Origin of the sequence: Thiemannella venezuelensis (assembly GCF_014203605.1) — a bacterium.
Classification (GTDB): domain Bacteria; phylum Actinomycetota; class Actinomycetes; order Streptosporangiales; family Streptosporangiaceae; genus Planomonospora_A; species Planomonospora_A venezuelensis.
Map to the genome: position 1 here is coordinate 20165 of NZ_JACHJJ010000033.1, position 24954 is coordinate 45118.

At 72.2% G+C, this 24954-nt stretch carries 21 protein-coding genes; 9 read left to right on the plus strand and 12 right to left on the minus strand.

Annotation, left to right across the window (positions count from 1 at the left end):
• Window positions 1–15 precede the first annotated feature (15 nt).
• Window positions 16–1113 carry a LacI family DNA-binding transcriptional regulator gene (locus FHS22_RS33290; RefSeq protein WP_184948171.1) on the minus strand — a complete coding sequence of 366 codons (1098 nt, stop codon included), beginning with the start codon at window positions 1111–1113 and terminating at the stop codon, window positions 16–18.
• A gap of 203 nt (window positions 1114–1316) precedes the next feature.
• On the opposite strand from FHS22_RS33290, the gene FHS22_RS33295 reads away from it, so the two are divergent.
• The gene (locus FHS22_RS33295; RefSeq protein WP_338048054.1) at window positions 1317–2006 is read left to right on the plus strand and encodes a TetR/AcrR family transcriptional regulator; all 690 of its coding nucleotides are present in this window, start codon (window positions 1317–1319) and stop codon (window positions 2004–2006) included.
• A 136-nt stretch (window positions 2007–2142) separates the two neighbouring features.
• Here FHS22_RS33295 and bldC read toward each other — a convergent pair whose 3' ends face one another.
• Window positions 2143–2346: a developmental transcriptional regulator BldC gene (bldC, locus tag FHS22_RS33300; protein ID WP_013133571.1), complete on the minus strand. Its 204-nt coding sequence runs from the start codon at window positions 2344–2346 to the stop codon at window positions 2143–2145.
• Window positions 2347–2665: 319 nt separating this feature from the next.
• Window positions 2666–3523 (minus strand): DUF8083 family protein, encoded by an 858-nt coding sequence (locus tag FHS22_RS33305; protein ID WP_184948172.1) that lies wholly within the window; start codon window positions 3521–3523, stop codon window positions 2666–2668.
• 231 nt (window positions 3524–3754) lie between these two features.
• Between FHS22_RS33305 and FHS22_RS33310 the strand changes: the two genes are divergently transcribed.
• Together FHS22_RS33310 and FHS22_RS33315 are read left to right on the plus strand one after the other, a co-directional pair.
• Window positions 3755–4858 carry a Glu/Leu/Phe/Val family dehydrogenase gene (locus FHS22_RS33310; protein ID WP_184948173.1) on the plus strand — a complete coding sequence of 368 codons (1104 nt, stop codon included), beginning with the start codon at window positions 3755–3757 and terminating at the stop codon, window positions 4856–4858.
• A gap of 148 nt (window positions 4859–5006) precedes the next feature.
• A complete protein-coding gene (locus tag FHS22_RS33315) occupies window positions 5007–5240 on the plus strand; it encodes a DUF3073 domain-containing protein (RefSeq protein WP_184948174.1) in 234 nt (77 codons plus the stop codon).
• Window positions 5241–5409: 169 nt separating this feature from the next.
• On the opposite strand, the gene purM is transcribed toward FHS22_RS33315, so the two are convergent.
• Complete coding sequence (purM, locus tag FHS22_RS33320; protein WP_184948175.1) at window positions 5410–6435, minus strand: phosphoribosylformylglycinamidine cyclo-ligase; 1026 nt, start codon at window positions 6433–6435, stop codon at window positions 5410–5412.
• Between the two features lie 65 nt (window positions 6436–6500).
• Complete coding sequence (gene purF, locus FHS22_RS33325) at window positions 6501–7937, minus strand: amidophosphoribosyltransferase (RefSeq protein WP_184948176.1); 1437 nt, start codon at window positions 7935–7937, stop codon at window positions 6501–6503.
• A gap of 586 nt (window positions 7938–8523) precedes the next feature.
• Between purF and FHS22_RS33330 the strand changes: the two genes are divergently transcribed.
• A complete protein-coding gene (locus FHS22_RS33330; RefSeq protein ID WP_184948177.1) occupies window positions 8524–9342 on the plus strand; it encodes a DUF4190 domain-containing protein in 819 nt (272 codons plus the stop codon).
• 6 nt (window positions 9343–9348) lie between these two features.
• Here the strand turns inward: FHS22_RS33330 and FHS22_RS33335 are convergent, their stop codons facing one another.
• Window positions 9349–9795 carry a sterol carrier family protein gene (locus tag FHS22_RS33335; RefSeq protein WP_184948178.1) on the minus strand — a complete coding sequence of 149 codons (447 nt, stop codon included), beginning with the start codon at window positions 9793–9795 and terminating at the stop codon, window positions 9349–9351.
• A 215-nt stretch (window positions 9796–10010) separates the two neighbouring features.
• Here FHS22_RS33335 and FHS22_RS33340 point away from each other — a divergent pair, with 215 nt between their 5' ends.
• Entirely contained in the window at window positions 10011–12095 is a 2085-nt protein-coding gene (locus FHS22_RS33340; protein ID WP_377297435.1) for a PhoX family protein, read from the plus strand.
• A gap of 71 nt (window positions 12096–12166) precedes the next feature.
• Here the strand turns inward: FHS22_RS33340 and FHS22_RS33345 are convergent, their stop codons facing one another.
• Window positions 12167–13606: an MFS transporter gene (locus tag FHS22_RS33345; protein ID WP_338048055.1), complete on the minus strand. Its 1440-nt coding sequence runs from the start codon at window positions 13604–13606 to the stop codon at window positions 12167–12169.
• 85 nt (window positions 13607–13691) lie between these two features.
• Here FHS22_RS33345 and FHS22_RS33350 point away from each other — a divergent pair, with 85 nt between their 5' ends.
• Window positions 13692–14354: a TetR/AcrR family transcriptional regulator gene (locus FHS22_RS33350; protein WP_260408546.1), complete on the plus strand. Its 663-nt coding sequence runs from the start codon at window positions 13692–13694 to the stop codon at window positions 14352–14354.
• 70 nt (window positions 14355–14424) lie between these two features.
• Here the strand turns inward: FHS22_RS33350 and FHS22_RS33355 are convergent, their stop codons facing one another.
• Window positions 14425–14619: a hypothetical protein gene (locus tag FHS22_RS33355; protein WP_184948181.1), complete on the minus strand. Its 195-nt coding sequence runs from the start codon at window positions 14617–14619 to the stop codon at window positions 14425–14427.
• Window positions 14620–15036: 417 nt separating this feature from the next.
• Between FHS22_RS33355 and FHS22_RS33360 the strand changes: the two genes are divergently transcribed.
• A complete protein-coding gene (locus FHS22_RS33360) occupies window positions 15037–16137 on the plus strand; it encodes a TerC family protein (RefSeq protein ID WP_184948182.1) in 1101 nt (366 codons plus the stop codon).
• Here the strand turns inward: FHS22_RS33360 and FHS22_RS33365 are convergent.
• The 3 genes from FHS22_RS33365 to FHS22_RS39450 form a co-directional block, all read right to left on the minus strand.
• Complete coding sequence (locus FHS22_RS33365) at window positions 16031–17503, minus strand: MFS transporter (RefSeq protein WP_184948183.1); 1473 nt, start codon at window positions 17501–17503, stop codon at window positions 16031–16033. The genes FHS22_RS33360 and FHS22_RS33365 overlap by 107 nt on opposite strands.
• Before the next feature lie 106 nt (window positions 17504–17609).
• Window positions 17610–18278 (minus strand): Crp/Fnr family transcriptional regulator, encoded by a 669-nt coding sequence (locus FHS22_RS33370; protein WP_184948184.1) that lies wholly within the window; start codon window positions 18276–18278, stop codon window positions 17610–17612.
• Window positions 18279–18436: 158 nt separating this feature from the next.
• Window positions 18437–20491, minus strand: a complete 2055-nt coding sequence (locus FHS22_RS39450) for an adenylate/guanylate cyclase domain-containing protein (protein WP_184948185.1) — start codon at window positions 20489–20491, stop codon at window positions 18437–18439.
• A gap of 282 nt (window positions 20492–20773) precedes the next feature.
• Between FHS22_RS39450 and FHS22_RS33380 the strand changes: the two genes are divergently transcribed.
• Entirely contained in the window at window positions 20774–21625 is an 852-nt protein-coding gene (locus FHS22_RS33380; protein WP_221474436.1) for a collagen-like protein, read from the plus strand.
• A gap of 313 nt (window positions 21626–21938) precedes the next feature.
• Window positions 21939–22517 (plus strand): Uma2 family endonuclease, encoded by a 579-nt coding sequence (locus FHS22_RS33385; protein WP_184948186.1) that lies wholly within the window; start codon window positions 21939–21941, stop codon window positions 22515–22517.
• Window positions 22518–22630: 113 nt separating this feature from the next.
• Here the strand turns inward: FHS22_RS33385 and purL are convergent, their stop codons facing one another.
• A complete protein-coding gene (purL, locus tag FHS22_RS33390; protein WP_184948187.1) occupies window positions 22631–24898 on the minus strand; it encodes a phosphoribosylformylglycinamidine synthase subunit PurL in 2268 nt (755 codons plus the stop codon).
• Window positions 24899–24954 lie beyond the last annotated feature (56 nt).

Genomic DNA, 24954 nt, shown 5'->3' on the forward strand with positions numbered 1-24954 from the left:
CTCCAGGCGGGCCGTTTACGTTCCGGCGGGACCGCTGCTGCGCCGTACGACGAGCCGGGGGGTCACCTGGTGCAGCCGGGAGGCCTTGCCCGGCTCGCCGATCCGGTCGCTGAGCAGAGCCGCGGCGGAGCGGCCCATGGCCCGGCGGGGCTGGTCGACGGTGGTCAGTGAGACCGGGGCGGTCCCCGACGGCCGGGAGTTGTCGTAGCCGACCACCGACAGGTCCTCGGGCACCCGCAGGCCGAGCTCGGCCGCGGCGGAGAGCACGCCCATGGCGACCCGGTCGTTGACGGCGAAGATCGCGGTGGGCCGGGGGTCGCGGGTCAGCAGGCTCCGCGCCGCCCTCGCGCCGCCCTCCTCGGTCGCCTCGCCCTGCTCGACCGTGATGTACGGCGCCAGCGCGTGCCTGCGCATCGCGACCAGGTAGCCCTCGCACCGGAACCTGCCGGAGGAGGAGCAGGCGCCCTCGATGTGCGCGATCCTGCGGTGGCCGAGCTCCACGAGGTGGTCGACGGCCAGGCGGGAGCCGAGCTCGTCGTCGTCGGCGACGATGTCCACCCCGCCCAGCAGCGTGCCGTCGATGTCGCGTTCACCCACGACGACGGTCGGGGTGTACCCGGTCGCCTCGATCAGCGTCTCGCTGGTGGGCGGGATGCCGAGCAGGACGAGCCCGTCCACCCGGAGCTCCAGGAACGCCTCGACCGCCTCGTCCTCGAAGGCGGGGGTCCACTGGCTGTTGCCGATGAGCAGCCTGAGCCCGTCGCCGTGCAGGCTCTCCTGCAGGCCGTCCAGGAACTCGGCGTAGAAGGGGTTGTGCAGGTCGGCGACGAGCGCCCCGACCAGGTGGGTGCGGCCCTCGACCAGGCTGCGCGCGACCGCGTTGGGCCGGTAGCCGAGGTCTCTGGCCGCCTCCAGCACCGCCTGCCTGCGGTGCTCGCTGACGTGCGGTGATCCGCGCAGGACGAGCGAGACCAGCGATTTGGAGACGCCTGCTCGCTCGGCGACGTTGCGGATCGTGGGCCGCGGGCGCGGCCCGGATCCGTCCGGTGGGACGGTGACGGCGAGCTCGCGGGCTCGGGCGGCGGTGGTGGTCTTGACCGGCGGTCCTGACATGGCCTCTCCCCCGGGGAATGGTGGGTGGGCACCTGTGCGGGTGTCTGGATGCCCTCTCACTCAAAACGATCGAGTTCCGAATGGGGTACGGCTTTGTTTGGAACGAACCGCGGATCCCGGCAGGCGGGTCCCCGGTCTTGACGCGCACGTTCCAGATCTTGACATCGGCGCTATTGGGCACCGACTCCGATAGTGTGCGAGGTGTGGGTTCGACATCCGGGGCCGCCAAGCAGGAGAAGCCTGCGGCGGGCGACGCGCGGCCGGCGCGGCGCAGGCTCAGCGTGGACCGGCGTCGTGAGGAACTCATGGCGGCCGCGCTGGAGCTGTTCAGCAAGCACGACGCGGAGGACGTCTCCATCGACGACGTCGCCTCGGCGGCCGGGGCGTCGCGCGCGCTGGTCTACCACTATTTCGGCGGCAAGCAGGAGCTCTACGTCGCCGCGCTGAGGAGCGCCGCGAGCCAGCTGGAGGCGAGGCTGCGCCCGCAGGGCAACGGCCGCCCGCTGGACGAGCTGGCCCTCGGGCTGGGCCGCTACTTCGACTTCGTCGAGGAGCACGCGGCGGGATTCGCCGCGCTGCTCAGGGGAGGACCGGCCAACCGGAGCGGCGAGATCGGGGAGATCGTCGACAGCGTCCGGCACCGTCTGTTCAACCTCATCACCAAGCAGATGAGGGTCGAGGAACCCGGTCCCTGCCTGCGCATCACCCTGCGGTCGTGGATCGCCTCCGTCGAGACGGCGGGCCTCGACTGGCTGGAGCACCGCGACATCGAGCGGCCCGTGCTGGAGCGCATGCTGGTCGATCACATGGTGGCGCTGCTCGGCGTGGCCGCGAACCACGACCCGCAGGTCGAGAGCCTTCTCGAGGACCTCGTCCGCGACCAGCTGCTGTAGCCGCGCCGGAACTGCACGGGAACCAGGTGGGGCGGCGCCGGGCGGGCGGCGCCGCTTCCCACACAAGTCGTCCGGCCTACGCGCTCGCGTGGAGCACGCACGTGCTTCCCCCGGGGATCGGCGTGCCGATCCCGGCTCACTCGGAGCGCTGCTGCGGAATCCCCGCGAGCAGCGCGCGAACCTCGGTCTCCCGGTAACGGCGGTGCCCGCCCAGCGTGCGGATGGACGTCAACTTGCCGGCCTTCGCCCACCGGGTGACGGTCTTGGGGTCGACGCGGAACATGGTTGCGACCTCGGCCGGGGTGAGCAACGGCTCGGCCTCGGGTGTACGAGCTGACATTTGTGCGGCCTCTCCTCCGTGTGGACCGGCGACAGCGATCCTGCGACTTGACGCTTGTCACGGATGTCCTTCTATGGCCCCTTGCGTGCGGCTGTTCGGACCATATGCGGCATCACCCGATGTGACCATACAGCTACGAAGAGCGATTGGCGAGCCTTTATGCGACTCATCTCTCTTGTGTACCCGCTGTAGTCACGCTCGGTGATTCTAGCGACACGTTTCGTGGTATCGCAGTGAAAACGGCAAACTACTCAGTTCGCAGATGCTCCACCGGACGTTGACAGCCCCACTTATGCAGGTCAGAGGGGTGATATGCGACTCAGTTTGCTGATTCGAGAAGTTGTATTGACCTCCAGCGGAGGATCACCCGCTGATACATGGCGAACGCGAGCTCTTCCTGGCCCGTCTCCAGACCCGTCAGCGCCGCCGCCAGCTCCGCCACGGACTGGTCGGCCTGGAGCTTCTCGTCGTCCATGAGATGGACGATGCCGCCGTAGTCGAGCTCGACCAGCGAGTGGGGGTGGAACTCCTCCAGCCACCGGGCGACGTCCTCGACCTCGCCGGCCACCCCCGCGTCGCCCACCTGGCGGCGGATGATCTGCAGCGCGCGGGCGGTGCGCCGCCGGGCGTGGCCCATCGAGGTGACGTAGATGAGGTTGCGGGTCGTGGTCGCGCCCGAGGAGGTCCGGTCGCCGTGCAGGACGAGCCAGCGCTCGTTGCCGTCGAAGGGGACGAACCAGGACGCCGGGACGTGCCAGGTCGAGGTGCGGATGTGGGTGCGCAGGCCGGCCGAGCCGCTGCGCCGCTTGAACCGGTCGAAGTCGTCGGCGGTCTGCTCGGCGATGGAGGTCGGCACGAACCGCTCCACCAGCCTGGCGGGGGTCGTGCCCCGGAAGCGGGAGAAGGCCAGCCACGAGCGGAGCCTGCTCTGCCAGGGGCAGACGTAGAGCACGTTCTCCACGCGCCTGAGATAGGCGTTGGGGCTCTCGTGCGCGGGGGCGGGAGCCGGAGGCACCCCCAGCAGCCGTGCGACCGCCTCCCCGTGCTCGGCGTGGAGCGCGCCCGCCCGCCGGGGCCGGTCGCGCGCTTCGGCGTAGGACTCCCACGAGGCGCGCTCCGAGGGGCTGAACGCGGCCAGGGGCTCATAGACGCGGAGGTACGCGGCATAGGGCAGCACGCACGAATCGTGCCACGAAGAGCCCCTCCCTGTCCGGTATCGGCCCTGTCTCCCGCACCGCCGTACGCCGGGACCGGAGAGGGCGGCGGTCCGCGCCCGGGCGGGTACGGTGTTATGTCCCGGCAGGTGAGAAGGGAGATTACCCCTCCTCCGCACCGGTGGGTTGTGGCTACCCTGAGAGTGATCTCCGCCGCGACGGCGCGGCGGACCTGACGACCAGGAGTCACCACCGTGACGGACGTCTTCGGGCTCTCCCACAAGGACAGCGGCCCAGCGAACGGTCAGGCCGGGCACGAGCAGGTCATCTTCTGCTCCGACGAGCGCAGCGGCCTCCACGCGATCATCGCGATCCACAACACCGCCCTCGGCCCCGGCCTCGGCGGCACCAGGTTCTACCCCTACGAGAGCGAGCAGGCCGCCCTGGCGGACGTGCTCAACCTCTCGCGGGCGATGGCCTACAAGAACGCCCTGGCCGGCCTCGACCTCGGCGGCGGCAAGGCCGTCATCATCGGCGACCCGGCGAAGGACAAGAACGAGGCGATGCTCCGGGCCTACGGCCGGTTCATCCAGTCCCTCGGCGGCAGGTACATCACCGCGTGCGACGTCGGCACCTACAGCGAGGACATGGACGTCGTCGCCCGTGAGACCTCCTACGTGACCGGCAGGACCCTCGCCCAGGGCGGCGCCGGGGACTCCTCGATCCTGACCGCCTTCGGGGTCTTCCAGGGCATGAGGGCCGCGGCCGAGCACGTCTACGGCACGCCGTCGCTGCGCGGCAGGAGGGTCGGCGTCGAGGGCGTGGGCAAGGTGGGCCACCGGCTGGTCGAGCACCTCGTCGAGGACGGCGCCGAGGTCGTGGTCTGCGACGTCAGCGAGCAGGCGGTCGAGCGCGTACGGCGGCGCCACCCCGGGGTGGAGGTCGTCGCCGATCAGGCCGAGCTCACCGCGGCGGAGATCGACGTCTACGCGCCGTGCGCCCTCGGCGGGGCGCTGGACGACGGGACGGTCGCCCGGCTGCGGGCCGCGATCGTCTGCGGCGGGGCCAACAACCAGCTCGCCCATCCGGGGGTGGAGAAGCAGCTCGCCGACCGCGGCATCCTGTACGCGCCCGACTACGTGGTCAACTCCGGGGGCGTGATCCAGGTCGCCGACGAGATCCAGGGCTTCGACATGGAGCGGGCCAGGGCAAAGGCCGCCAAGATCTACGCCACGACTCTCAAGATTTTCGCCACGGCGGCGGAGGATGGCGTCCCTCCGGCGGTCGCAGCGGATAGGCTAGCCGAGCGCAGAATGTCGGAAGTCGGGCGAATTAGGGGCATTTGGCTGGGTGACTAGCCCCGCACGCCCATACGGCGTACCGAGCCGGGCGCAAAACAGGTACGGTTGTAGTCGAACGAGAACTGACGCGCTAGTCAGGTTGCGTCAGTGCGTGGTGCGTTAGCGACGAGGGGTCAAAGCGACCCCACACGAGGGGGTCGAGCCAATGGGGCGCGGCCGAGCAAAGGCCAAGCAGGTCAAGGTTGCTCGCCAGCTGAAGTACAACAGCGGTGGCACTGATCTTGAGCGTCTTCGTGATGAGCTCGGAGTCAGGGATGACTCCAACCACAAGGACGACGCCGACGACTCCTACGACGAGCTGGCGGATCGCTATGCCGATTACGCCGACGACTTCGGCTCCGACGAGGACCGGGACGAGGGCCCGCCCGGCCGTCGCTAGGCCGGTCTCAGATTCGACGTGAAACAGGACACCCGGGGGCGGAAAGCCCCCGGGTGTCCTATCCGTATGCGCCACTCTTCCCGGCGGGCGCCGCCCCGCCCGGGGTCCGGTGCGCGTCTCCGCCTCCCCGGCGGCGGGGTGCCGCCGCCGGGGAGGCGGAGGGCCGGTCCTACCGGTAGCGGGCCCGGCCGGTACCGGCGACGACCTCGCCCAGCACCCAGGCCGGCAGGTTCCGCTCCCTGAGCAGGGCCAGCGCCGGGTCGACCGCGTCCGCGGGGACGACCGCCGCCATGCCCACGCCCAGATTGAAGGTGCGGTCCATGTCGGCCTGCGCGACCCCGCCGTGCCGGGCGAGCACCTCGAAGACGGCGGGCGGGGTCCAGGACGAGCGGTCCAGCAGCGCGTCCAGCGTGGGCGGGAGCGAGCGGGACAGGTTGCCCTCCAGGCCGCCGCCGGTGATGTGCGCGTAGGCGTGCACCTCGACCGAGCGCGCCAGCTCCAGGCAGTCCAGGGAGTAGATCCTGGTCGGCTCCAGCAGCTCCTCGCCGAGCGTCCGGCCGAACTCGGGGACCTCCTGCTCCAGCGAGAGCCCGGCGAGCTTGATGATGTGCCTGACCAGCGAGTAGCCGTTGGAGTGCACGCCGGAGGAGGCCAGCGCCAGCACCACGTCGCCCTCGCGGACCCGGTCCCGGCCGAGCATGGCGTCGGCCTCGACCACGCCGGTGGCCGCGCCCGCCAGGTCGTACTCGTCGGCGTCCATGGCGCCCGGGTGCTCGGCCGTCTCCCCGCCGATGAGCGCGGCGCCCGCCAGGCGGCAGCCCTCGGCGACCCCGCCGACGATCTCGGCGATCCGCTCCGGGACGACCTTGCCGCAGGCGATGTAGTCGGTCATGAACAGCGGCTCGGCGCCGCAGACCACCAGGTCGTCCACGACCATGCCGACCAGGTCGATGCCGATCGTGTCGTGCCTGCCGAGCTTCTGGGCGAGCATGACCTTGGTCCCGACGCCGTCGGTCGAGGTGGTCAGCAGCGGACGCCGGTAGGCCAGCAGCGCCGAGGCGTCGAACAGGCCGGCGAACCCGCTGGCGTCGTCGACGACCTCGGGCCGCCGGGACCGGGCGACCTTCGACTTCATCAGCTCGACGGCGCGCTCGCCCGCGTCGATGTCCACGCCCGCGGCGGCGTAACTGGTCATACGACCTCCTTCGTCGGTCGCATGACCTCGGGTGCTGTGCCGATCGGCTCGCTCGCTCCGCTCGCTCACGTCTTGGCCTCCAGGACGTACTTGCCCACGTTGTCGCGGTCGACGGCGATGGGGTACTCGCCGTCGAAGCAGGCCCGGCAGAGCCGCTCCGAGGGGATCGTGGTGGCCTCGACCAGGCCCTCCTGCGAGATGTACCCGAGCGAGTCGGCGCCCAGGGAGTCGCGGATCTCCTCCACGCTGAGCGAGCCCGCGATCAGCTCGGCCCGGGTGGCGAAGTCGATGCCGTAGAAGCACGGCCAGGCGACCGGGGGCGAGGAGATCCGGACGTGGACCTCGCGCGCGCCCGCCTCGCGCAGCATCCTGACGATCGCCCGCTGGGTGTTGCCCCGCACGATCGAGTCGTCCACGACGACCAGGCGCTTGCCGGCGACGACCTCCTTCAGCGGATTCAGCTTGAGCCGGATGCCGAGCTGGCGGATGGTCTGGGACGGCTGGATGAAGGTCCGGCCGACGTAGGAGTTCTTCACCAGGCCCTGGCCGTACGGGATCCCGCTCGCCTCGGCGTAGCCGACGGCGGCCGGGGTGCCCGACTCCGGGGTGGGGATGACCAGGTCGGCCTCCACCGGGTGCTCGCGGGCCAGCACGCGGCCGACCTCGACGCGGGTGGACTGCACGCTGCGCCCGGCGATCGTGGTGTCCGGCCGGGCCAGGTAGACGTACTCGAACAGGCAGCCCTTGGGCTCGGCCAGCGCGAACCTGCGGGACCGCACGCCGCGCTCGTCGATGGTGATCAGCTCGCCCGGCTCGATCTCCCGGACGAAGGCGGCGCCCACGATGTCCAGGGCGGCGGTCTCGGAGGCGACCGCCCAGCCGCGCTCCAGGCGGCCGAGGACCAGCGGGCGGATGCCCTGCGGGTCGCGGGCGGCGTACAGCGTCTTCTCGTCCATGAAGACGAGCGAGTAGGCGCCCTTGACCTGGGGGAGGAGTTCGGCGGCCGCGTCGTCGATGGGCTGGCTGCGGTCCTGTGCCAGCAGCGACGTCAGCACCTCGGTGTCGGTGGTCGCCCGGGTGGCGCCGGGCGCGAGGCGCCGGGCCAGCTCCCGGGTGTTGATCAGGTTGCCGTTGTGGGCGAGCGCGAGCCCGCCGACCTCGGTCGAGCTCAGCGTCGGCTGGGCGTTCTCCCAGACGCTCGACCCGGTGGTCGAGTAGCGGCAGTGCCCGATGGCCAGGTGGCCGCGGAGGGTGCCGAGCACCGACTCGTCGAAGACCTGGGCCACCAGGCCCATGTCCTTGTAGACGAGGATGCGGCTTCCCTCGCTCACCGCGATGCCCGCGGATTCCTGGCCACGGTGCTGCAACGCGTACAGCCCGTAGTAGGTGAGTTTGGAGACTTCCTCCCCTGGGGCCCATACGCCGAAGACGCCACAGGCGTCCTTCGGGGGTCGGTCGTGGGGGTCAAGGTCATGGCTCAGCTGGCCGTCGCCCTTCAGCACGGCTTCAGTGTAGGTCGGCCTCTGCGCTGCTCGTACCCCGGGGCCGGGTCTCTCCGTCATGGTGCGCTGACCGAACCTTCATCGGCGTTTTGCCGTGGCGTCCCCGTTTCGTTGGCAGAGGCCAGGGGATGGTGGGGTATCCGGCATATCGACCCGTTGGAGAGCAGACGTGACCCCACCTGTTGACCCATCCCAGCCTGGCCCGTGGCGGGAACCGGGGGGCCGGCGGTCCGAGGGGGAGGAGCCCGTACCGCGGCCGGGGGACACCGCCGGCCCCTCCGGCACCGGCGAGACGACGGCCGCCGGGAGGCGGTCCGAGGAGGAGGCCCCGCCCGTCGGAGAGCCCTCGGGGCCCGGTGAGGCGCCGCCGCCGGTCGTGGAGCCCTCGAAGCCCGGAGAGGCCCCGCCGCCCGCCCGGGAGCCCTCGGAGCCCGGTGAGGCGCCGCCCGGGCGCCCCGGACCCGGACCGGGCGGGACGCCGCCGGGCGGTCCCGGTGGCGAGCCGGGCGAGACGCCTCCCGGTCCGCCCGGCCCGGCCCCGCGGGAGCCGGTGCCTCCTCACCCGGACCTGCCGGGAGCACCGGAGGTGCCCCAGCCGCTCCAGGCGGATCCGTCCCCGCCGTCCCAGGCGGCTTCGCCGCCCGCCCACTCCGTGCCCGGAGCCGCGCCGCCCGCCTATCCGGGCTGGGAGAGCACCGCCGAGCAGCGGCCGGACGACCGGGACGTCCCGCCGGGGGCCTCCCGGCCCTCGCGCTACGACCCGCCGACCCCGGAGGCCTCCGCCGCCGTCCCGGCGCAGGCCACCGAACCCGTCACCGGGTGGTTCCCGCCGGACCGGGCGCCCGGTGATCCGTACGGCGCACCCGGCCGGGGAGGTCCGTACGAGTCCTCCGGCGCGCCCGCCCAGGCAGGCCCGTACGGCGCGCCCGCGCCCGGCGGCCCGTACGGCGCGCATCCCTCCGGGGTCCCGGCAGGAGCGCCCACCGGAGCGCATCCCTACGGCGGGGGCCAGGCGCCGCCGGTTCCGGCCGGCCCCGCCTACCCGGGGCCGGCGGGGTACCCGGCGCCGCCCCCGGGCGACCGGTCCCAGCACGGGCAGGGCGGCAGGCTCGGCACCGCCGCCCTGGTGCTCGGCATCGTCAGCCTCGTCCTGCTCTTCGCCTGCGGGGCGGGCGTGCTGACGGCGATCGCCGGCGTGGTGCTCGGCATCGTCGCGGTGGTCAAGGACTCCAACCGGGGCCGGGCCTGGGTGGGCCTGCTGCTGAGCGCCCTCGCGCTGATCATCGCCGCGGTCTTCCTCGCCTGGTTCGTCAACAAGGTGGGCGGCTGCCTGGACCTGCCCCGCGAGCTCCAGCAGCGCTGCGTCGAGGAGAGGTTCGGCATCGACATCCAGCCCCCGGGCTGACGGGGTTCACGTGAGCGGCAGGTACTCCGCCAGATCGGCCCGGGCGCCGCTCGCGGACACGGCCCCGGACGCCATCGCCCGGTCCCACGTCAGCCGCCCGGTGGCCAGCTCCAGCCAGGTCCGCGCGTCCGTCTCGATCACGTTCGGCGGGGTGCCCCGCGTGTGCCGGGGCCCCTCCACGCACTGCACCGCCGCGTACGGCGGGACCCGCACCTCGACGGTCCGCCCCGGAGCCGACGCGGCGAGCCGGTCCAGCAGGTGCCGTACGGCGAAGCGCACCGCCTCCCGCTCCGGCCCGAGCCCCCGGCCGTACGCCCGCAGGACCGCCGCGACGCACGCCCCCAGCAGCGCGCCGAGGGACTCGGGGCCGTCGTGGGGCGGTTCGTCCAGGGCGGTCAGCTGGGCGTCCAGAGCGGCGAGGACCTTGGCGGCGTCAGGCTTGTACGGCGGCACCGTCCCATCATGCCCGCCCGTGCCGTACCGGTGGACGGGGCGGCCCGCCGGGGACCGGTCCGCGTTCCCCCCGCTCCCGCGCAGGCAGGCGGGCCGAGGAACCGGTCATTCGCGACATACGGTTCATCATCTGGGAAAACGTTGTTCACCTCCGGTTCGGCCGGCCTCCGTAGCGTCCCCGGCCGGAACATCTGTGCACCACCTTGGAGGCCCCTGTGGCGAACCCGTCGCCGCGCCGAACGCTCCCGCTGCTCATGAGCCCGCACAAGAGCGGGCGCTCCGCGCTGACCTGTGAATTCCGCTGCGGCAACGCCTGCGCCCACGACGTCTCGAACACCAGCGACAACGCCTACTTCGGCGACGTGGTCGCCTCGGCCCTCTCCCGCCGCGGCGTGCTGCGCGCGGGCGCGCTCGGCGCGCTCGCCGCCGGCGCCGGCGCGGCCGGGGTGGCGGGAGCCGTGCCCGCCGCGGCCGAGCCCGCCCCGGAGGCCAGGTCCGGAGGCCGGGGGAACCACGGCGGGCGGGGCGGGCTCCGCTTCGCCGCGGTGGCCCCGAACCGGGAGGACCGCATCGTCGTCCCCGAGGGGTACACGTCGGCCGCCGTGGTGCGCTGGGGCGACCCGGTCCTGCCCGACGCCCCGGCGTTCGACTTCGAGAACCAGACCGCCGAGGCGCAGGCCAAGCAGTTCGGCTACAACTGCGACTTCGTGACCTTCTTCCCGATGGGCGGCCACCGCGGCCTGCTCTGGGTCAACCACGAGTACTCCGACGAGGCGCTCATGTTCCGCGGCTACGCCGGCGGGACCGCCGCGACCGAGGAGCAGCTCAGGATCGGCCTGGCCGCGCACGGCGGCTCGGTCGTCGAGATCGAGCGGGTGGGCCGCTCCGGGCAGTGGCGGCTGGTCACCCGGGGCCGCCGCCGCTACAACCGGCGCATCACCGCGCAGACCCCGATGAAGCTCACCGGTCCGGCCGCAGGCCACGACCTGCTGAAGACGGCCGCCGACCCGACCGGCACCACCGTCCTCGGCATGCTCAACAACTGCGCCGGCGGCACCACCCCGTGGGGGACCGTGCTGAGCGGCGAGGAGAACTTCAACCAGTACTTCGTCCTGGGCAGCGGCGCCCCGGAGGCGGAGAAGGCCGCGCTCAAGCGGTACGGCATCGACACGGCCTCGACCACCCCGGGCGGCCGCCGCTTCGACCGGGTCGAGGAGCGCTTCGACCTGTCCAGGCACCCCCACGAGGCCAACCGCTTCGGCTGGATCGTGGAGATCGACCCGTTCGACCCCGACTCCACCCCGGTCAAGCGCACCGCCCTGGGCCGGCTCGCCCACGAGGGCGCCACCACCACCCTCGCCAGGGACGGCCGGGTCGTGGCCTACATGGGCGACGACTCCCGCTTCGAGTACGTCTACAAGTTCGTCTCGAAGAAGCGCTACATCCCCGGCTTCGACCGCCACAACCGCACCCTGCTGGACGAGGGCACGCTGTACGTGGCCAGGCTCACCGGCGACAGCCCGGCCGCCGAGATCGACGGCACCGGGAAGCTCCCCGCCGACGGGCGGTTCGACGGCTCCGGCGAGTGGATCCCGCTGGTCACCGGGAACGTCTCGCACGTGCCCGGCATGTCCGCCGCGGAGGTGCTCATCCACACCCGCCTGGCCGCCGACAAGGTCGGGGCGACCAAGATGGACCGCCCCGAGGACATCGAGCGCAACCCCGTCACCGGGGGCGTCTACCTGGCGCTGACCAACAACTCCAACCGGACCCCGGCCCAGGTGGACGAGGCCAACCCGCGCCCGGCCAACAAGCACGGCCACGTCCTGGAGATCGTCGAGCAGCGCAACGACGCCGCGTCCACGGCCTTCGCCTGGTCCCTCCCGCTGGTCTGCGGCGACCCGAACGACGCCTCGACCTACTTCGCCGGGTTCGACAAGACCAAGGTCTCGCCGATCTCCTGCCCGGACAACGTCGCCTTCGACCGCGACGGCAACCTGTGGATCTCCACCGACGGCAACGCCCTGGGCTCCAACGACGGCCTGTTCGTCATGCCGGTGGCCGGCAGGGAGCGCGGCTATCTCCGCCAGTTCCTCACCGTGCCGATCGGCGCGGAGACCTGCGGCCCGATGGTCACCCAGGACCAGCGCAGCGTCTTCGTCGCCGTCCAGCACCCGGGCGAGGTCAACGGGGCCTCGCCCGAGGCCCCGGCCAGCCACTGGCCCGACGGCGGCACCAGCCAGCCCCGGCCCTCGGTCGCGGTGGCCTGGCACACCCGGGGAGAGAAGATCGGTTCCTGATCTCCGGTACGGCCCGCGTCCCGGCCCGGCGGCGCTCCCGCGGGGGCGCCGGGCCGGGACGCGGGCCCGGGTTACGCCGGCACCCCCGTGCGCTCGGCGGCGCCCTCCCGCGTCTCGGCGGGCGGGCCGGTCCGTGCGGACCGCAGCGAGAACAGGCTGATCGGAACCCCGGCCAGCACGATCGCCGCCGCGAGCACCAGCGTGGACTGGTAGGCCGACAGGAACGCCGGGAGCGGTTCCGCCCCGCCCTCGGCGAGTGAGGCCTGGCGGGAGTTGAGGATCGCGCCGAGGAGCGTGATGCCGAGCAGGCCGAAGACCTCGCGCGAGACGTTCAGCACGCCCGAGGCGACCCCGGCGCGGCCGTCGGGGAGGGTGCCGAGGATGGCGGTGGTGAGCGGGACCAGCAGGCCGCCGCCCAGGCCGTAGACCAGGAACCAGGGGAGCAGGTCGCCGAACGAGCCGCCCTCGCCGACGAACGAGATCCCGAAGACGGCCACCGCCATCAGCAGCAGCCCGGCCGCCACGGTCCGCGCGGTGCCCAGGGCGCCGCTGATCCGCGGGGCGACGGCCGCGGTGACCGCCATGACCAACGCCATCGGCACGAACGCGGCGCCGGCCTCGATGGGGGTGAAGCCCAGCGCGTTCTGCAGGTACAGCGCGGTGAAGAAGTAGATCCCGAACACGCCGAACGCCCACAGGCCCATGGAGAGCGTGCCCCCGCTGAACACCCGCGAGCGGAACAGCGACAGGTCGATCATCGGTTCCCGGCTCCGCGTCTCGACCGCCACGAAGGCCAGCGCCGAGGCCAGCGCGAGCCCGAGGGCGCCCAGGATCTCCGGCGAGGTCCAGCCGGCGCCCTCGCCCTCGATGAGGCCGTACGTCAGGGCGAACAGCGCCAGGCTGGAGGTGGCCAGGCCGGGCAGGTCCATGCTGCGCCGTACCCGGTCCCGGGCGGCCGGGCGGATCGCCCAGAGCCCCAGGCCGAAGGTCACGGCCCCGATCGGCACGTTGATCAGGTAGATCCAGCCCCAGTCCCACCGTTCGCTGATGAACCCGCCGGTCAGCGGGCCCAGGGCCAGGGCGAGCGCGCCGACGGCGCTCCACAGGCCGACGGCCGTGCCGCGCTCCCTCGGGTCGGGGAAGGTCGAGCTGATCAGCGCGAGCGCGGTGGGGGTGAGGAAGGCCGCCCCGACGCCCTGCACCGCCCGGGTGACGATCAGCGTCGTGCCGTCGGCGGCGAGCCCGGCGGCCAGCGAGGCGAGGGTGAAGACCCCGAGCCCGATCAGGAAGATCCGCCGTCGGCCGAAGAGGTCGGCCAGCCGCCCGCCGACCAGCATCAGCCCGGCGAAGACCAGGATGTAGCCGCTCACGATCCATTCGAGACCTGAGACGTCCAGCCCGAGGTCCCGCTGGATCGTCGGCAGGGCCACGTTGACGACGTTGTTGTCGAGATAGGTCATGAAGGTGCCGAGAGCGATCGCTCCCAGCGCCCACCACCTGCGGTTGTCCACCACTTCCACTCCTCTACGGCGTACTTGTACGACGTACATGTACGGTGGATAGTGGAACGTGTACGGCGTATAGTTGTCAAGCGTGATGGGGAAACTGACCCGCCAGGCGGTCGTCGAGCAGGCACTGGAGATCGGCGACGCCGAAGGACTCGCGGCGGTGACCGTCCGGCGGCTGGCCCAGGAGCTGGGTGTCACGCCGATGGCGCTGTACTGGCACTTCAAGAACAAGGAGCAGCTCACCATCGGCATGGCCGACCACCTGGTCGAGGGCTTCATGATCCAGGAGGACTTCGCCGCCCCGTGGCGGGAGCAGCTCCACGAGCTGGTCTCGGGCCTGGTCAGGGTGCTCCGCCGCCATCCCTGCGCGACGGCGGTGCTGGAGGAGGTCGACCATCTGGCGGTGCCGAGCTTCCTGCGCGTCTGGGACACCGCGCTCGGCCTGGCCAAGCAGGCCGGCTTCTCCTACGAGCAGAGCTGCCTGATCTCCAAGTACCTCCTGCAGGGGGCGATCGCCCTGGCGGCCGGGCCGCTCAACCGCCACGGCCGGGGCCTGACGGAGGAGGCGGCGGCCGAGAGGCTGCGCGTCAAGCGGCTGACCCTCCAGTCGCTCCCGTCCGACCTCTACCCGCACATCGTGGAGATGGCCGTCCCCCTCGCGGAGGGGAGCGGCGCCGACCTCTACGACACGTTCGGCGTCGACCTCCTCGTCGCCGGCATCGAGGTCATGGCCGCCCGCTCCCGCGCGTGACCGGCCCCGCCGCGCGGCGGGAACCGGGGGGAGGGAGCGCCGAAGGCCGGGGGCCCGGACGCCGGAGGGGTCAGCCGGACGCGCCCAGATGGCTCCCTCCGGTCATCCGGGGGCGGTGCCGGGGAGGCCGCCGGACGGAGGCGGACGACGTGCGGGGCCGGGACCGGTGCTGCGGCCGCCCCGGCCACAGGACGGCGACGGTGACGAGCGCGGACACCGTCAGCAGGACGCCCAGCAGGATCTCGATGATCAGATTGGCCGACATGAGGATCTCCTTCGCCCTCGCCGTGGACATGCCGGTACGAGGACGGAGGTCTTCCCGCACCCTCCCCGCCGGGGAGGGCCACCCCGCCGGGCTCCCGGGCTCCGGGCGCCGTGCTGACGGACGAGGTGTCGGGCGGCGGGTACTCCCCTCCGCTGATTCCACTATCCGCCCAGTTCAGGCGGTAGGTCAAATGCGCGGGACCGCTCTGCGGGGAACGGCGGGCGGTTCCCGGAGGTGTTTCGGAGACGGGAGGTATTCACTGGGCCCTCGGGGCGATCTAACCTGAGAAGAGCGAGGGGAGTACTTCCCAAGAGCCGCTTCCGGTCAGTACGGCCGCCCCGAGGCGTCCCCGGACGGCCGCCCGCGTAGCGCGGGTGAAGGAGACCTCGGACAGCCGAGCGCGTTCGAGGAGTTCCCATGCCCGTCGAGGCGAGTCCACTGGCGGCCGACATCGAGACGATCGCCTCCCCCGCCATGTGGGGGATCACCGTCGCAGCCCTGCTGCTCCTGCTGGCCCTGGACTTCCTGGTGACCCGGCGCCCGCACGAGGTGCGGATGCGCGAGGCGGCGGGCTGGTCGGCCTTCTACCTGGCGCTCCCGCTGGCCTTCGGCGGCTACCTGTGGGCGTCGTCCGGATCCACCGTCTCGGTGGAGTTCCTCACCGGCTACGTGGTGGAGAAGTCGCTCTCGGTCGACAACCTCTTCGTCTTCATGCTGCTGCTGTCGGCCTTCGCGGTCCCGGTCGAGCTGGCCCAGCGGGTCCTGCTCTACGGCATCGTCGGGGCGCTGGTGCTGCGCGCGGTCTTCATCGCGCTCGGGGCCGCCGCCCTGCAGAGCGGAACCTGGGCGTTCCTGCTGTTCGGCGCGGTGCTGCTCGTCACCGCAGTGAAGATCTTCCGGGACGCCCTGTCCGGCCACGAGAAGAAGGTGGACGTCTCCTGCCTGCGTACGGTCCGCCTGGTCCGGCGCTTCATGCCGGTCACCGACGACTACCGGGGTTCGCGCCTGCTCGTCCGGGAGGGCGGCCGGCGGGCCCTGACCCCGCTGGCCCTGGCCGTCGTGGCGGTCTTCGCCACCGACATCGTCTTCGCCGTCGACTCGGTGCCCGCGGTGTACGGCGTGACCGACGATCCGTTCCTCGTCTTCGCCACGAACGCCTTCGCCCTGCTGGGCCTGCGGGCGCTCTACTTCGTGCTCCAGGGTGCGCTGACGAGGCTGCGGCACCTGAACCACGGGCTCAGCGTCATCCTCGCCTTCATCGGCGTCAAGCTCGTCATGCACTGGGCGCACGGCATCTGGGCCGGGGTGCCGGAGATCCCCACGCCCGCGTCGCTGGCGGTCATCGTCGGGGTCCTGGCCACCGTCACCGCCACCAGCCTCCACGCCGGCCGCAGGGCCCCGTCCTCCCCGCTCACCCCGCCGCCCGGGGACCCCGACCCCGGGCCAGCGCGGCCAGCAGAGCACCGGCCAGGGCGACCGCGAACAGCACGCCGTACGTCTTCTGGAAGCCGTCCATGAGCTGGTCGACCGCGACCGGGGACATGCGCGACAGGGTGCCCGCGTAGACCTGGGCGCGCAGGGCGGGGCTGACCGTGCTGGTGAGCACGCTCAGGGTGAGGGCGATGCTGAGCACGATGCCGACGTTCATCACCATGAGCCGGAAGCCGTTCACCACGCCGAGGCTTCCGGGGGGCAGGGCCTTCATCACCTGGGTGGTGTTGCCGGTCAGGAACGCCCCGCTGCCGCAGCCGCACAGGAACAGGCCGATCCCGATGACCCAGTACGGCGTGGCGGGGGCGGTGTTCAGCATCAGGACCCCCAGCCCGGAGGTGCTCAGCAGGGCGCCGCCGACGGACAGGGCGTAGGGCGAGACCCGGCGGCCGAGGGCGCCCGCCGCCGGGGAGGCCAGCGCCATGCCGACCGGGACCGGGAGCACGCCCAGTGCCGCGGTGACGGCGTCGACGCCCCTGGCCGCCTGGAAGTAGAGGGCGACCAGGAGGATCAGCGCCGCGCGGGCCAGCGCGTTGCAGAACGAGGCGAGGTTGGCGAAGGCCAGCATGCGTTCGCCGAACAGCCGCACGTCGAGCACCGGGTGCGCGGCGCGGCGCTCCACGACGACCAGCACCGGGACGAGGAGCGCAGCGACCGCCGCACCGGCGACCACGACCGGGCTGCCCAGGCCGCGCGAGCCCGCTTCGGAGAGTGCGACGAGCGCGGCCGACAGGGCGGCGAAGACGACCAGGTTGCCCAGGGCGTCCACCGGTTTGCGGGGGCCGCGCGCGACCTTCCGCAGGGTGAGGGTCCCCCACAGGAGGGCGACCAGCCCGGCGGGCACGTTCACCCAGAAGATCCACTGCCACCCGGCGGTCTCCGCGACCAGGCCGCCGAGCGTGGGGCCGGCGAGCTGGGCGACCGAGAGCGTGCCGATGTAGACGCCCATGCCCTGGCTGAGCCGGTCGGGCGGGAAGGCGTCGGTGATGATCACGGTCCCGTTGGCGAGGATCATCGCCGCGCCGACGGCCTGCGCCGCCCGCATCGCGATCAGGAACCAGACGTTCGGGGAGAGCCCGGCGAGCAGCGAGGCGGCGGTGAAGAGGGCGAAACCGGTGAGGTAGACCTCCCGGCGGCCGAGGAGGTCGGCCACCCGGCCGAAGAACACCAGGGTCGCCGTGTTGACCAGGAGGAACGACAGGAGGATCCAGCCGGAGGCGAACGCGTCGGCGTGGAAGTGCCGGACCACCGCCGGGAGCGCCACGTTCAGCGTGCTCCCGGAGACGCCGATCAGCACCAGGCCGAGGCTGGTGACCGAGCAGACCCGCCAGGCGTAGCGGAGCCTGGCGGCGTACTCCGGTGAGCCGGGCTGGTCCTGAGGGATCGCGACCATGGGATCCAGTCTGACGTACGGCGTACGCCCGTTTTGTCCAGGGTGCCCGGCGGCGCGCCGGGAACGTCCGCCGCGGACCGGAGCCCGCCCGTCCGCCGTGCCCGCGTCACCTGGCCCGCTTGCGCAGGCCTTCCAGGTCGTGGACGATCACGCGGCGGCGGCCGGTCTCGATCAGGCCCCGGTCCCGGAGCGAGCGCAGGGCCTTGCTGACCGCCTCGCGCGAGGCCCCGGTCCACCCGGCCAGCTCGTCCTGGGAGAGCGGCAGCTCCACCCGGATCCCGCCGTTGGCCGGCTTGCCGTACCGCTCGGCCAGTTCCACCAGCCGGGTCGCCACCCGGCCGGTGGTGTCGAACGCGCCGTACTCGATCCGCTTGCGGTCGGCGTCGCGCACCCGGCTCGTCACCATCTCCAGCAGCAGCACCGCGACGCGGCCGTTCTCCTGCAGGAACGCGGTGAAGTCGCGGACGGCGATGCCCTCGACCGGTTCCAGCGCGGTCACCGTGGCCGACCTCGGCAGCCCGTCGATGACCGAGAACTCGCCGAGCAGCGCGCCGGGCCCGCGCACGGCGAGCACAACCTCGGTCCCGCTCTCGGTGTGCGAGGAGACCTTGACCCGGCCGGACGTCAGCACCAGCACCCAGTCCGCCACGTCGCCCTCGGACATCAGGGCCGTCCCCCGGTCCCAGCGCCGGATCCGGCCCGCCGCGCGCAGCGCGGCGACCTCGTCGGCGGTGAGGAGCGAGAGGAACTCACCGGACTCGAACGACTGACTCACAGAACCTCCTGGCGGTGCGGCGCCATGTGGATGCCCTGTCGATTATGTCGGTCCCGTTCCCGGACGAGAACGGATTTGTCCCCGCGGATCACCGCATGCCGTACGGCGTGCGGTGATCCGCGCGGGATCTCACGGCCGCGACCGGTCCGCGGCCCCCGTCACGCCAGCGCCGTGAGGACGTAGGCGGGGACGGGCTTCTCCTTGCCCTTGAGGCTCAGCTCACCCAGGGAGCGGACCTCGGCGCGGGGGCCGATCAGGTCGAGGGTGCTCTGGCCGATCACGACGGTGCCGGGCTCGGCGACGCCCTCCAGGCGGGCGGCCACGTTCACGCAGTCGCCCATCGCGTTGAACCCGCGCAGCTGGGGGCTGCCGATGTTGCCGACGAGGGCGGGCCCGGTGTTGATCCCGATCCTGAACCGGGGGTAGCCGGGCGTCCCGGCGACGATCTCCGCGGCCGCCTCCTGCATGGCCAGGGCCGCGCGGGCCGCGGCCTCGGCGTGGTCGGCCTGGCGGGCCGGGGCGTTGAACAGCGCCAGCAGCGCGTCGCCGACGAACTGCACGATCGTGCCGCCGTTGCCGAGGATGATCGGCACGGCCGCGGTGTGGTAGCGGTTCAGCATCTCCACGATCTCCCCGGGCTGGACCCGCTCGGAGAAGCTCGTGAAGCCCTTCAGGTCGGCGAAGAGGGCGGTGAGCTCGACCAGCTCGCCGCCGAGCTCCGCCGTCCTGGGGTCGGCCAGCAGCGACTTGGCCACGTCCGGGGACATGTACTGCCGGAACAGGGTCTCCAGCTCCCGGTAGAGCCGCGCGTTCTCCAGCGTGATGGAGAGCTGCCCGGCCAGCGTGGCCGCGAGCGCGTCGTCCTGCGGGGTCCTGCCGACGGGCACCCGCAGGGCTCCGGCGAGCAGCCCCTTGACGGTCAGCGGGTGGACCACCGCGTCGCCGAGCCGGATCGGCCCGCCGGAGGGGAAGTCCTCCCGGCGGTACTCGGTGGAGCCGAAGGCGACCCGCTCGTCGGAGACCAGGGCGATCCGCACGTCCCCGTAGGCCTGCCGCACCCGGTCCAGGGACTGCACGAGCAGCTCGTCCTCGGGCAGGCCGACCCGGGCCCGGTTGCCCAGGTCCACCAGCGCGGACAGCCGCTCGGACAGCTCCCGCTCGTTGGCCAGCGCCGCGCCCGCCCTGTCGAGCACCGCGGCCTGCGCCTCGGTGAGCCCGAACTTGCCCGCCAGCCGGGTCGCGACCGGCGCCCGGCTGTCCGCCCTGCGCCGCAGGTGGCCGACGAGCTCCTCCAGCGCCTGCTCGTACTCGGCCCTGATCCTCCGGACGGTCGCCGCCAGCGCGATCGAGTCGAACAGCCCGGCGGTCGAGCCCTCACGGCGCGACTGGATGTGGGCGCCGTAGGCGACGAAGACGAAGGCGAAGGTGAGCAGCAGGTGCCACAGCCACCAGGACAGGTGCCAGTTGTGGCGGTACATCCCGGCGATCATCGCCTCGGCGAGGAGCGCGTAGGCGGTGATCATGCTGATCAGCATCGCCGCCGGGCGCCTGCGGTGGAGCCGGAAGAGCATCGCCGCGGCCGCGCCGTACAGCACCACCCCGAGCAGCTCGGCGCCGCCGAGACCGGCCCCCTGCTCGGGCGGCCTGGAGCTGAGCGGGGTGAGGCCGTCGACGAGCGAGAGCATGCCCCAGAGGGCCAGCAGCAGCACGAGCCCGCCGCGCAGCCAGACCTGCGAGCGCAGCACGGCGGCCGCGGCGCGCTCGCTCAGCGGGAGCCCCGAGGCGAACGCGAACCCCGAGGCGAGCAGGAGGCCGACCGGCTGGGACAGGTCGAACCCGTAGCTCCCGGCCGGAAGGATGATCTTCGGGGTGGCCAGGCCGTGCATCAGGAAGAAGCCGGCGCTGCTCAGGAAGACCAGCGAGACCAGGAGCAGTCTCGCGTCCGAGCGCCGGGCCGACGCCTGGCTGATCATGGCGCCCAGGACCAGGTTGACCCCGGCCACGGCGATGATCAGCCAGAAGTGGCTGGGATTGTGCTGCCATTTGACGTTGATGGCGTCGTGGTTGGCGATCAGCAGCCAGAGCCCGAGCATCGGAAGGGCCAGGTGGATCACCCAGACCACCGCGCGGACCGGCTGCGTGGCCGGGGGAAGGTACGGCTGTCGCCCGGCGCTGTCCGCGATCGTGACGGCCGTCGGGTCGTTCGTCGGCACGGTGGCCTCCGTATTCGGCGGGAGTCGTGCGACCCCCTGTGTCGTCCGCCCCCGCCCACCGGGCGGGGTTCCCCCGAACGGTCCGATTATCCCGGCACGCCGCCGGTGCTGCCAACGGCGCGACCGCTCCGCCCACCGCTCGGAGATCTCAGGTGACCGTCTGTTCACTTTTCTGCGACCAAAGCGTGATGTTTGACGCGTCAACGTTTGGAACGGTTCAAACGTGCAACATGCGACTCTCAAGACACACCAGGAACTCTGGTGCCGCAGAAAGGAAGCCCCGTGGCTTTCAGGTTGCCGGGCGGGCGCACGATCAGTGTCGTAGCCGTCGGAGTGCTGGCCGGAACGATGCTCACGGTGGGCGGCAGCGCCGTCGCCGCGACCGCTGGCGAGGAGATCCACGCCTGCGTCAACAAGAAGACCCGCTACGCACGGATCGTCAACCCGACGGCCAAGTGCCGGACCACCGAGATCCGCGTGACGTGGGGCTCGGAGGGCCAGCAGGGCATCGCCACCGCCGGCCCGCAGGGTCCGGCCGGGCCCCAGGGCAAGCCGGGACCCCAGGGTCTCAAGGGTGACACCGGGCTGAAGGGCGACAAGGGCGACAAGGGCCTCAAGGGTGACACCGGCCCGCAGGGTCCCAAGGGTGACACCGGCGCCCAGGGTTCCAAGGGCGAGCCCGGCCAGAACGGCAAGGACGGCCAGAACGGCAAGGACGGCAAGGACGGCAAGGACGGTCTTCCCGGCAAGCAGGGGGAGACGGGCCCGAAGGGCGACCCCGGCCCCCAGGGGCCGCAGGGGCCCGACGGCAAGAACGCCTACGAGGTCTGGAAGGCGCAGCCGGGCAACGGCGGCAAGACCCTGCAGCAGTTCTGGGAGTTCCTGAAGGGCCAGGGCGGCTCCACGACCCCCAAGGTCACCGTCGTCAACGAGTCGTTCAACTTCCCCGCCTGGGGCGGCAGCGTGACCGTGAACTGCGGGCAGGGCCAGGTCGCCACGGGCGGCGGCTACAGCATCAGCGGCATCGTCGGGGAGATCACCAAGAGCGCGCCCTCCTCCGGCGGCGCGCCCACCGGCTGGACCGTCGCCGGTGTGACCAGCAAGGGCAGCGCCTACGCGGTCTGCATGGGCTGACCTCCACCGGAACCCGGGGACGGGTCCTCCGGGCGGCGGACCGGCGGTGAGACGGTGGTCTTCCCGCCCGGCGCAAGCCCGGTCACCGGCGGGTTCGGAAAACGACGAAGGGGTACGGCTCGCGCGAGCCGTACCCCTTCCGTGTGTCGAAGGACGGTCTCCTCGGGCGGGTGCCGGTCGGGAGGGCGGGACGAGCCGGGTGAATGTAATCGTTCGCCGGAAATGAGAAGGTGGGCGGGAGGGCTGTCCGCGGAAAGACCTGAGGTGAACGGAGGTGAACCGTAAAGTGGGCACGGATTCGGAGGGGGACGAGATGACCGCTGAAACGCTGCCTTCCTGGTTCTATCCACCGGCTCGCGGCTGGGTCGCCGAGGACCTCGACAGGCTCCCCCCCGAAGCGCCGCGCCGCCTCGAACTCGTCGATGGAGCCCTCATCGTGATGTCCCCCCAGACCAAGTTCCACATGAGGGTCATCGACAATCTCACCCGGGTGCTGCGGTCCTCGGCACCGGAAGGGCTCGACGTGGTGCGTGAGATGACGGTCACGCTGGGACGGCGTCAGCGGCCGGAGCCGGATGTCATGGTCGTCCGGGAACCGTCCGGGGCGGGACTGGAGCGCACGACATACCGGCCTGAGGAGGTCGTCCTCGCGGTCGAGGTGGTCTCACCCGACTCGGAGGAGCGCGACCGGAAGGTCAAGCCGGAGCGGTACGCGCAGGCCGGTATCCGTCACTTCTGGCGGATCGAGAACGAGGACAACCGTCCCGCTGCCTACGTATACGAGTTGGACCACACCACGGGTGCCTACGTGCCGACCCTCATCGAGAGGGAGAAGCTCCGGCTCGCAGTGCCCTTTCCCGTCACCGTCACGATGCAGGAACTGCTCTCCTGAACTTTCCCGGGCGGTCCCGGGCCGGGATGCCCGCCCGGCCGGACACCGTCCGACGGAAGAACCGCGAAAGGGGTACGGCTCGGGCGAGCCGTACCCCTTTCTCCGTGCGCGGATCAGCCGAAGACGGCCGGGAGGGTGCCCGTGTGGACCTCGCGGAGCTCGGCGACCGGGATCTCCAGGACGCCCTCGACGGTCAGCGAGGCACCGCCGGTGGTGCCCAGGCCGTAGCAGGGGACCTCGTGGGCCGCGCAGAGCTCGGCGAAGGCGTCGAAGGACTCCGGCGCCACGGTCACCAGCGCGCGGGCCGCCGACTCGCTGAACAGGTCGGTGAAGGCGTCGCCGCCCGGGAGGGAGACCGCGCAGCCGACGCCCTGGGCGAGGCAGGCCTCGGCCAGGGCGATGGCCAGGCCGCCGTCGGACAGGTCGTGGGAGCCGGTCAGCAGACCGCGGGAGGCGGCCTCGGTGAGCACCCGCGCGAGGGCCCGCTCGGCCTCCAGGTCGGCCACCGGCGGCAGGCCGCCGAGGTGGCCGTGGGCGACGTGCGCCCACTCCGAGCCGCCGAGCTCCTCACGGGTCTCGCCGAGCAGGGCGACCCGGTCGCCCTCGCCGGTGAAGCCGCTGCGCACCCGCCCGGCCACGTCGTCGATGACGCCCAGCACGCCCACGACCGGGGTCGGGTGGATCGCGGCGGTCCCGGTCTGGTTGTAGAAGGAGACGTTGCCGCCGGTCACCGGGACGCCGAGGATCTTGCAGGCGTCGGCCAGGCCGCGCACCGCCTCGGCGAACTGCCACATGACCTCCGGGTCCTCGGGAGAGCCGAAGTTCAGGCAGTTGGTCACCGCCAGCGGGGTGGCGCCGGTCACGGCGACGTTCCGGTAGGCCTCGGCCAGGGCGAGCTGGGCCCCGGCGTAGGGGTCGAGGCGGGCGTAGCGGCCGTTGCCGTCGGTGGCCAGCGCGATGCCGCGGGTGGTCTCCTCGGCGCCCGGCATGGCCTCGCTGATCCGCAGCATCCCGGCGTCGGCGGGCTGGGCCAGCACGGTGTTGCCCCGGACGTACCGGTCGTACTGGGAGGTCACCCACTCCTTCGAGGCCAGGTTCGGCGAGCCGAGCAGCTGGAGCAGGGCCGCGCGCAGGTCCTCGGGGCGGGGCAGCTCCGCCGGGGAGTCGGCGTTGAGCGCGGCCTGCCCGGCGGGCTCGGTGAAGGGGCGCTCGTAGACCGGGCCCTCGTCGGCCGCGGTGCCCGGCGGGATGTCCACGATGGTCTCGCCGTGCCAGGTCATGACCAGGCGGCCGGAGTCGGTGACCTCGCCGATGACCGTCGCCGGGATGTCCCACTTGGCGCAGATCGCCATGAAGGCGTCGATGTCGTCGGGGGCGACGACCGCCATCATGCGCTCCTGCGATTCGCTCATCAGGATCTCTTCGGGCCGCAGCGACGGGTCGCGCAGCGGCACCAGGTCGAGCTGGACGTCCATGCCGCCGGTGCCCTTGGCCGCCAGCTCGGTGGTGGCGCAGGAGACGCCGGCCGCGCCGAGGTCCTGGATGCCGACGACCACGTCCGCCTGGTACAGCTCCAGGCAGCACTCGATCAGCAGCTTCTCCATGAACGGGTCGCCGACCTGCACGCTGGGCCGCTTGGCCTGCGACTCGTCCTCGAAGGTGGCGCTGGCCAGCACCGACGCGCCGCCGATGCCGTCGGGGCCGGTCAGCGCGCCGAACAGCACGACCTTGTTGCCCGGGCCGGGCGCGGTGGCCAGCTTGATCTGGTCCTTGCGGAGCAGGCCCACGCAGAGCGCGTTGACCAGCGGGTTGCCGATGTAGCAGGGGTCGAAGACGACCTCGCCGCCGATGTTGGGCAGGCCCAGGCAGTTGCCGTAGTGGCTGATGCCCTCGACCACGCCGGGCAGCACGCGGCGGGTGTCGGCCTGGTCGGCGCCGCCGAAGCGCAGGGCGTCCATGACCGCGATCGGCCGGGCGCCCATCGACATGATGTCGCGGACGATGCCGCCGACGCCGGTGGCCGCGCCCTGGTGCGGCTCGACGTAGGACGGGTGGTTGTGGGACTCGATCTTGAAGGTGGCGGCCCAGCCGTCGCCGATGTCCACCACGCCGGCGTTCTCGCCCATGCCGACGAGCAGCGCCTCGGACTCCGGCGCCTTGGTGCCGAACTGGCGCAGGTGCACCTTGGAGGACTTGTAGGAGCAGTGCTCGCTCCACATGACGCTGTAGATGGCCAGCTCGGAACTCGTCGGGCGGCGGCCGAGGATCTCGCGGACCCGGTCGTACTCGTCGAGCTTCATGCCCAGCTCGGCGTACGGCTGGCGCTCGTCCGGCGTGTCCGCGGCGCGCTTGACGGTGTCGAGGCTCACGTCGGGGCTCACACGACCTCCTCCGCCGGCCGCGTTCGCGACGCTGCTGTGTCTGTCGGCTCGCTCGC

Coding starts and splice junctions, on each gene's coding strand:
- bldC (WP_013133571.1), bottom strand. CDS start 2,346: ATGTCAGCTCGTACACCCGAGGCCGAGCCGTTGCTCACCCCGGCCGAG.
- FHS22_RS33355 (WP_184948181.1), bottom strand. CDS start 14,619: ATGTCGGCCAATCTGATCATCGAGATCCTGCTGGGCGTCCTGCTGACG.
- FHS22_RS33290 (WP_184948171.1), bottom strand. CDS start 1,113: ATGTCAGGACCGCCGGTCAAGACCACCACCGCCGCCCGAGCCCGCGAG.
- FHS22_RS33350 (WP_260408546.1), top strand. CDS start 13,692: ATGGGGAAACTGACCCGCCAGGCGGTCGTCGAGCAGGCACTGGAGATC.
- FHS22_RS33365 (WP_184948183.1), bottom strand. CDS start 17,503: ATGGTCGCGATCCCTCAGGACCAGCCCGGCTCACCGGAGTACGCCGCC.
- FHS22_RS33360 (WP_184948182.1), top strand. CDS start 15,037: ATGCCCGTCGAGGCGAGTCCACTGGCGGCCGACATCGAGACGATCGCC.
- FHS22_RS33315 (WP_184948174.1), top strand. CDS start 5,007: ATGGGGCGCGGCCGAGCAAAGGCCAAGCAGGTCAAGGTTGCTCGCCAG.
- FHS22_RS33385 (WP_184948186.1), top strand. CDS start 21,939: ATGACCGCTGAAACGCTGCCTTCCTGGTTCTATCCACCGGCTCGCGGC.
- purM (WP_184948175.1), bottom strand. CDS start 6,435: ATGACCAGTTACGCCGCCGCGGGCGTGGACATCGACGCGGGCGAGCGC.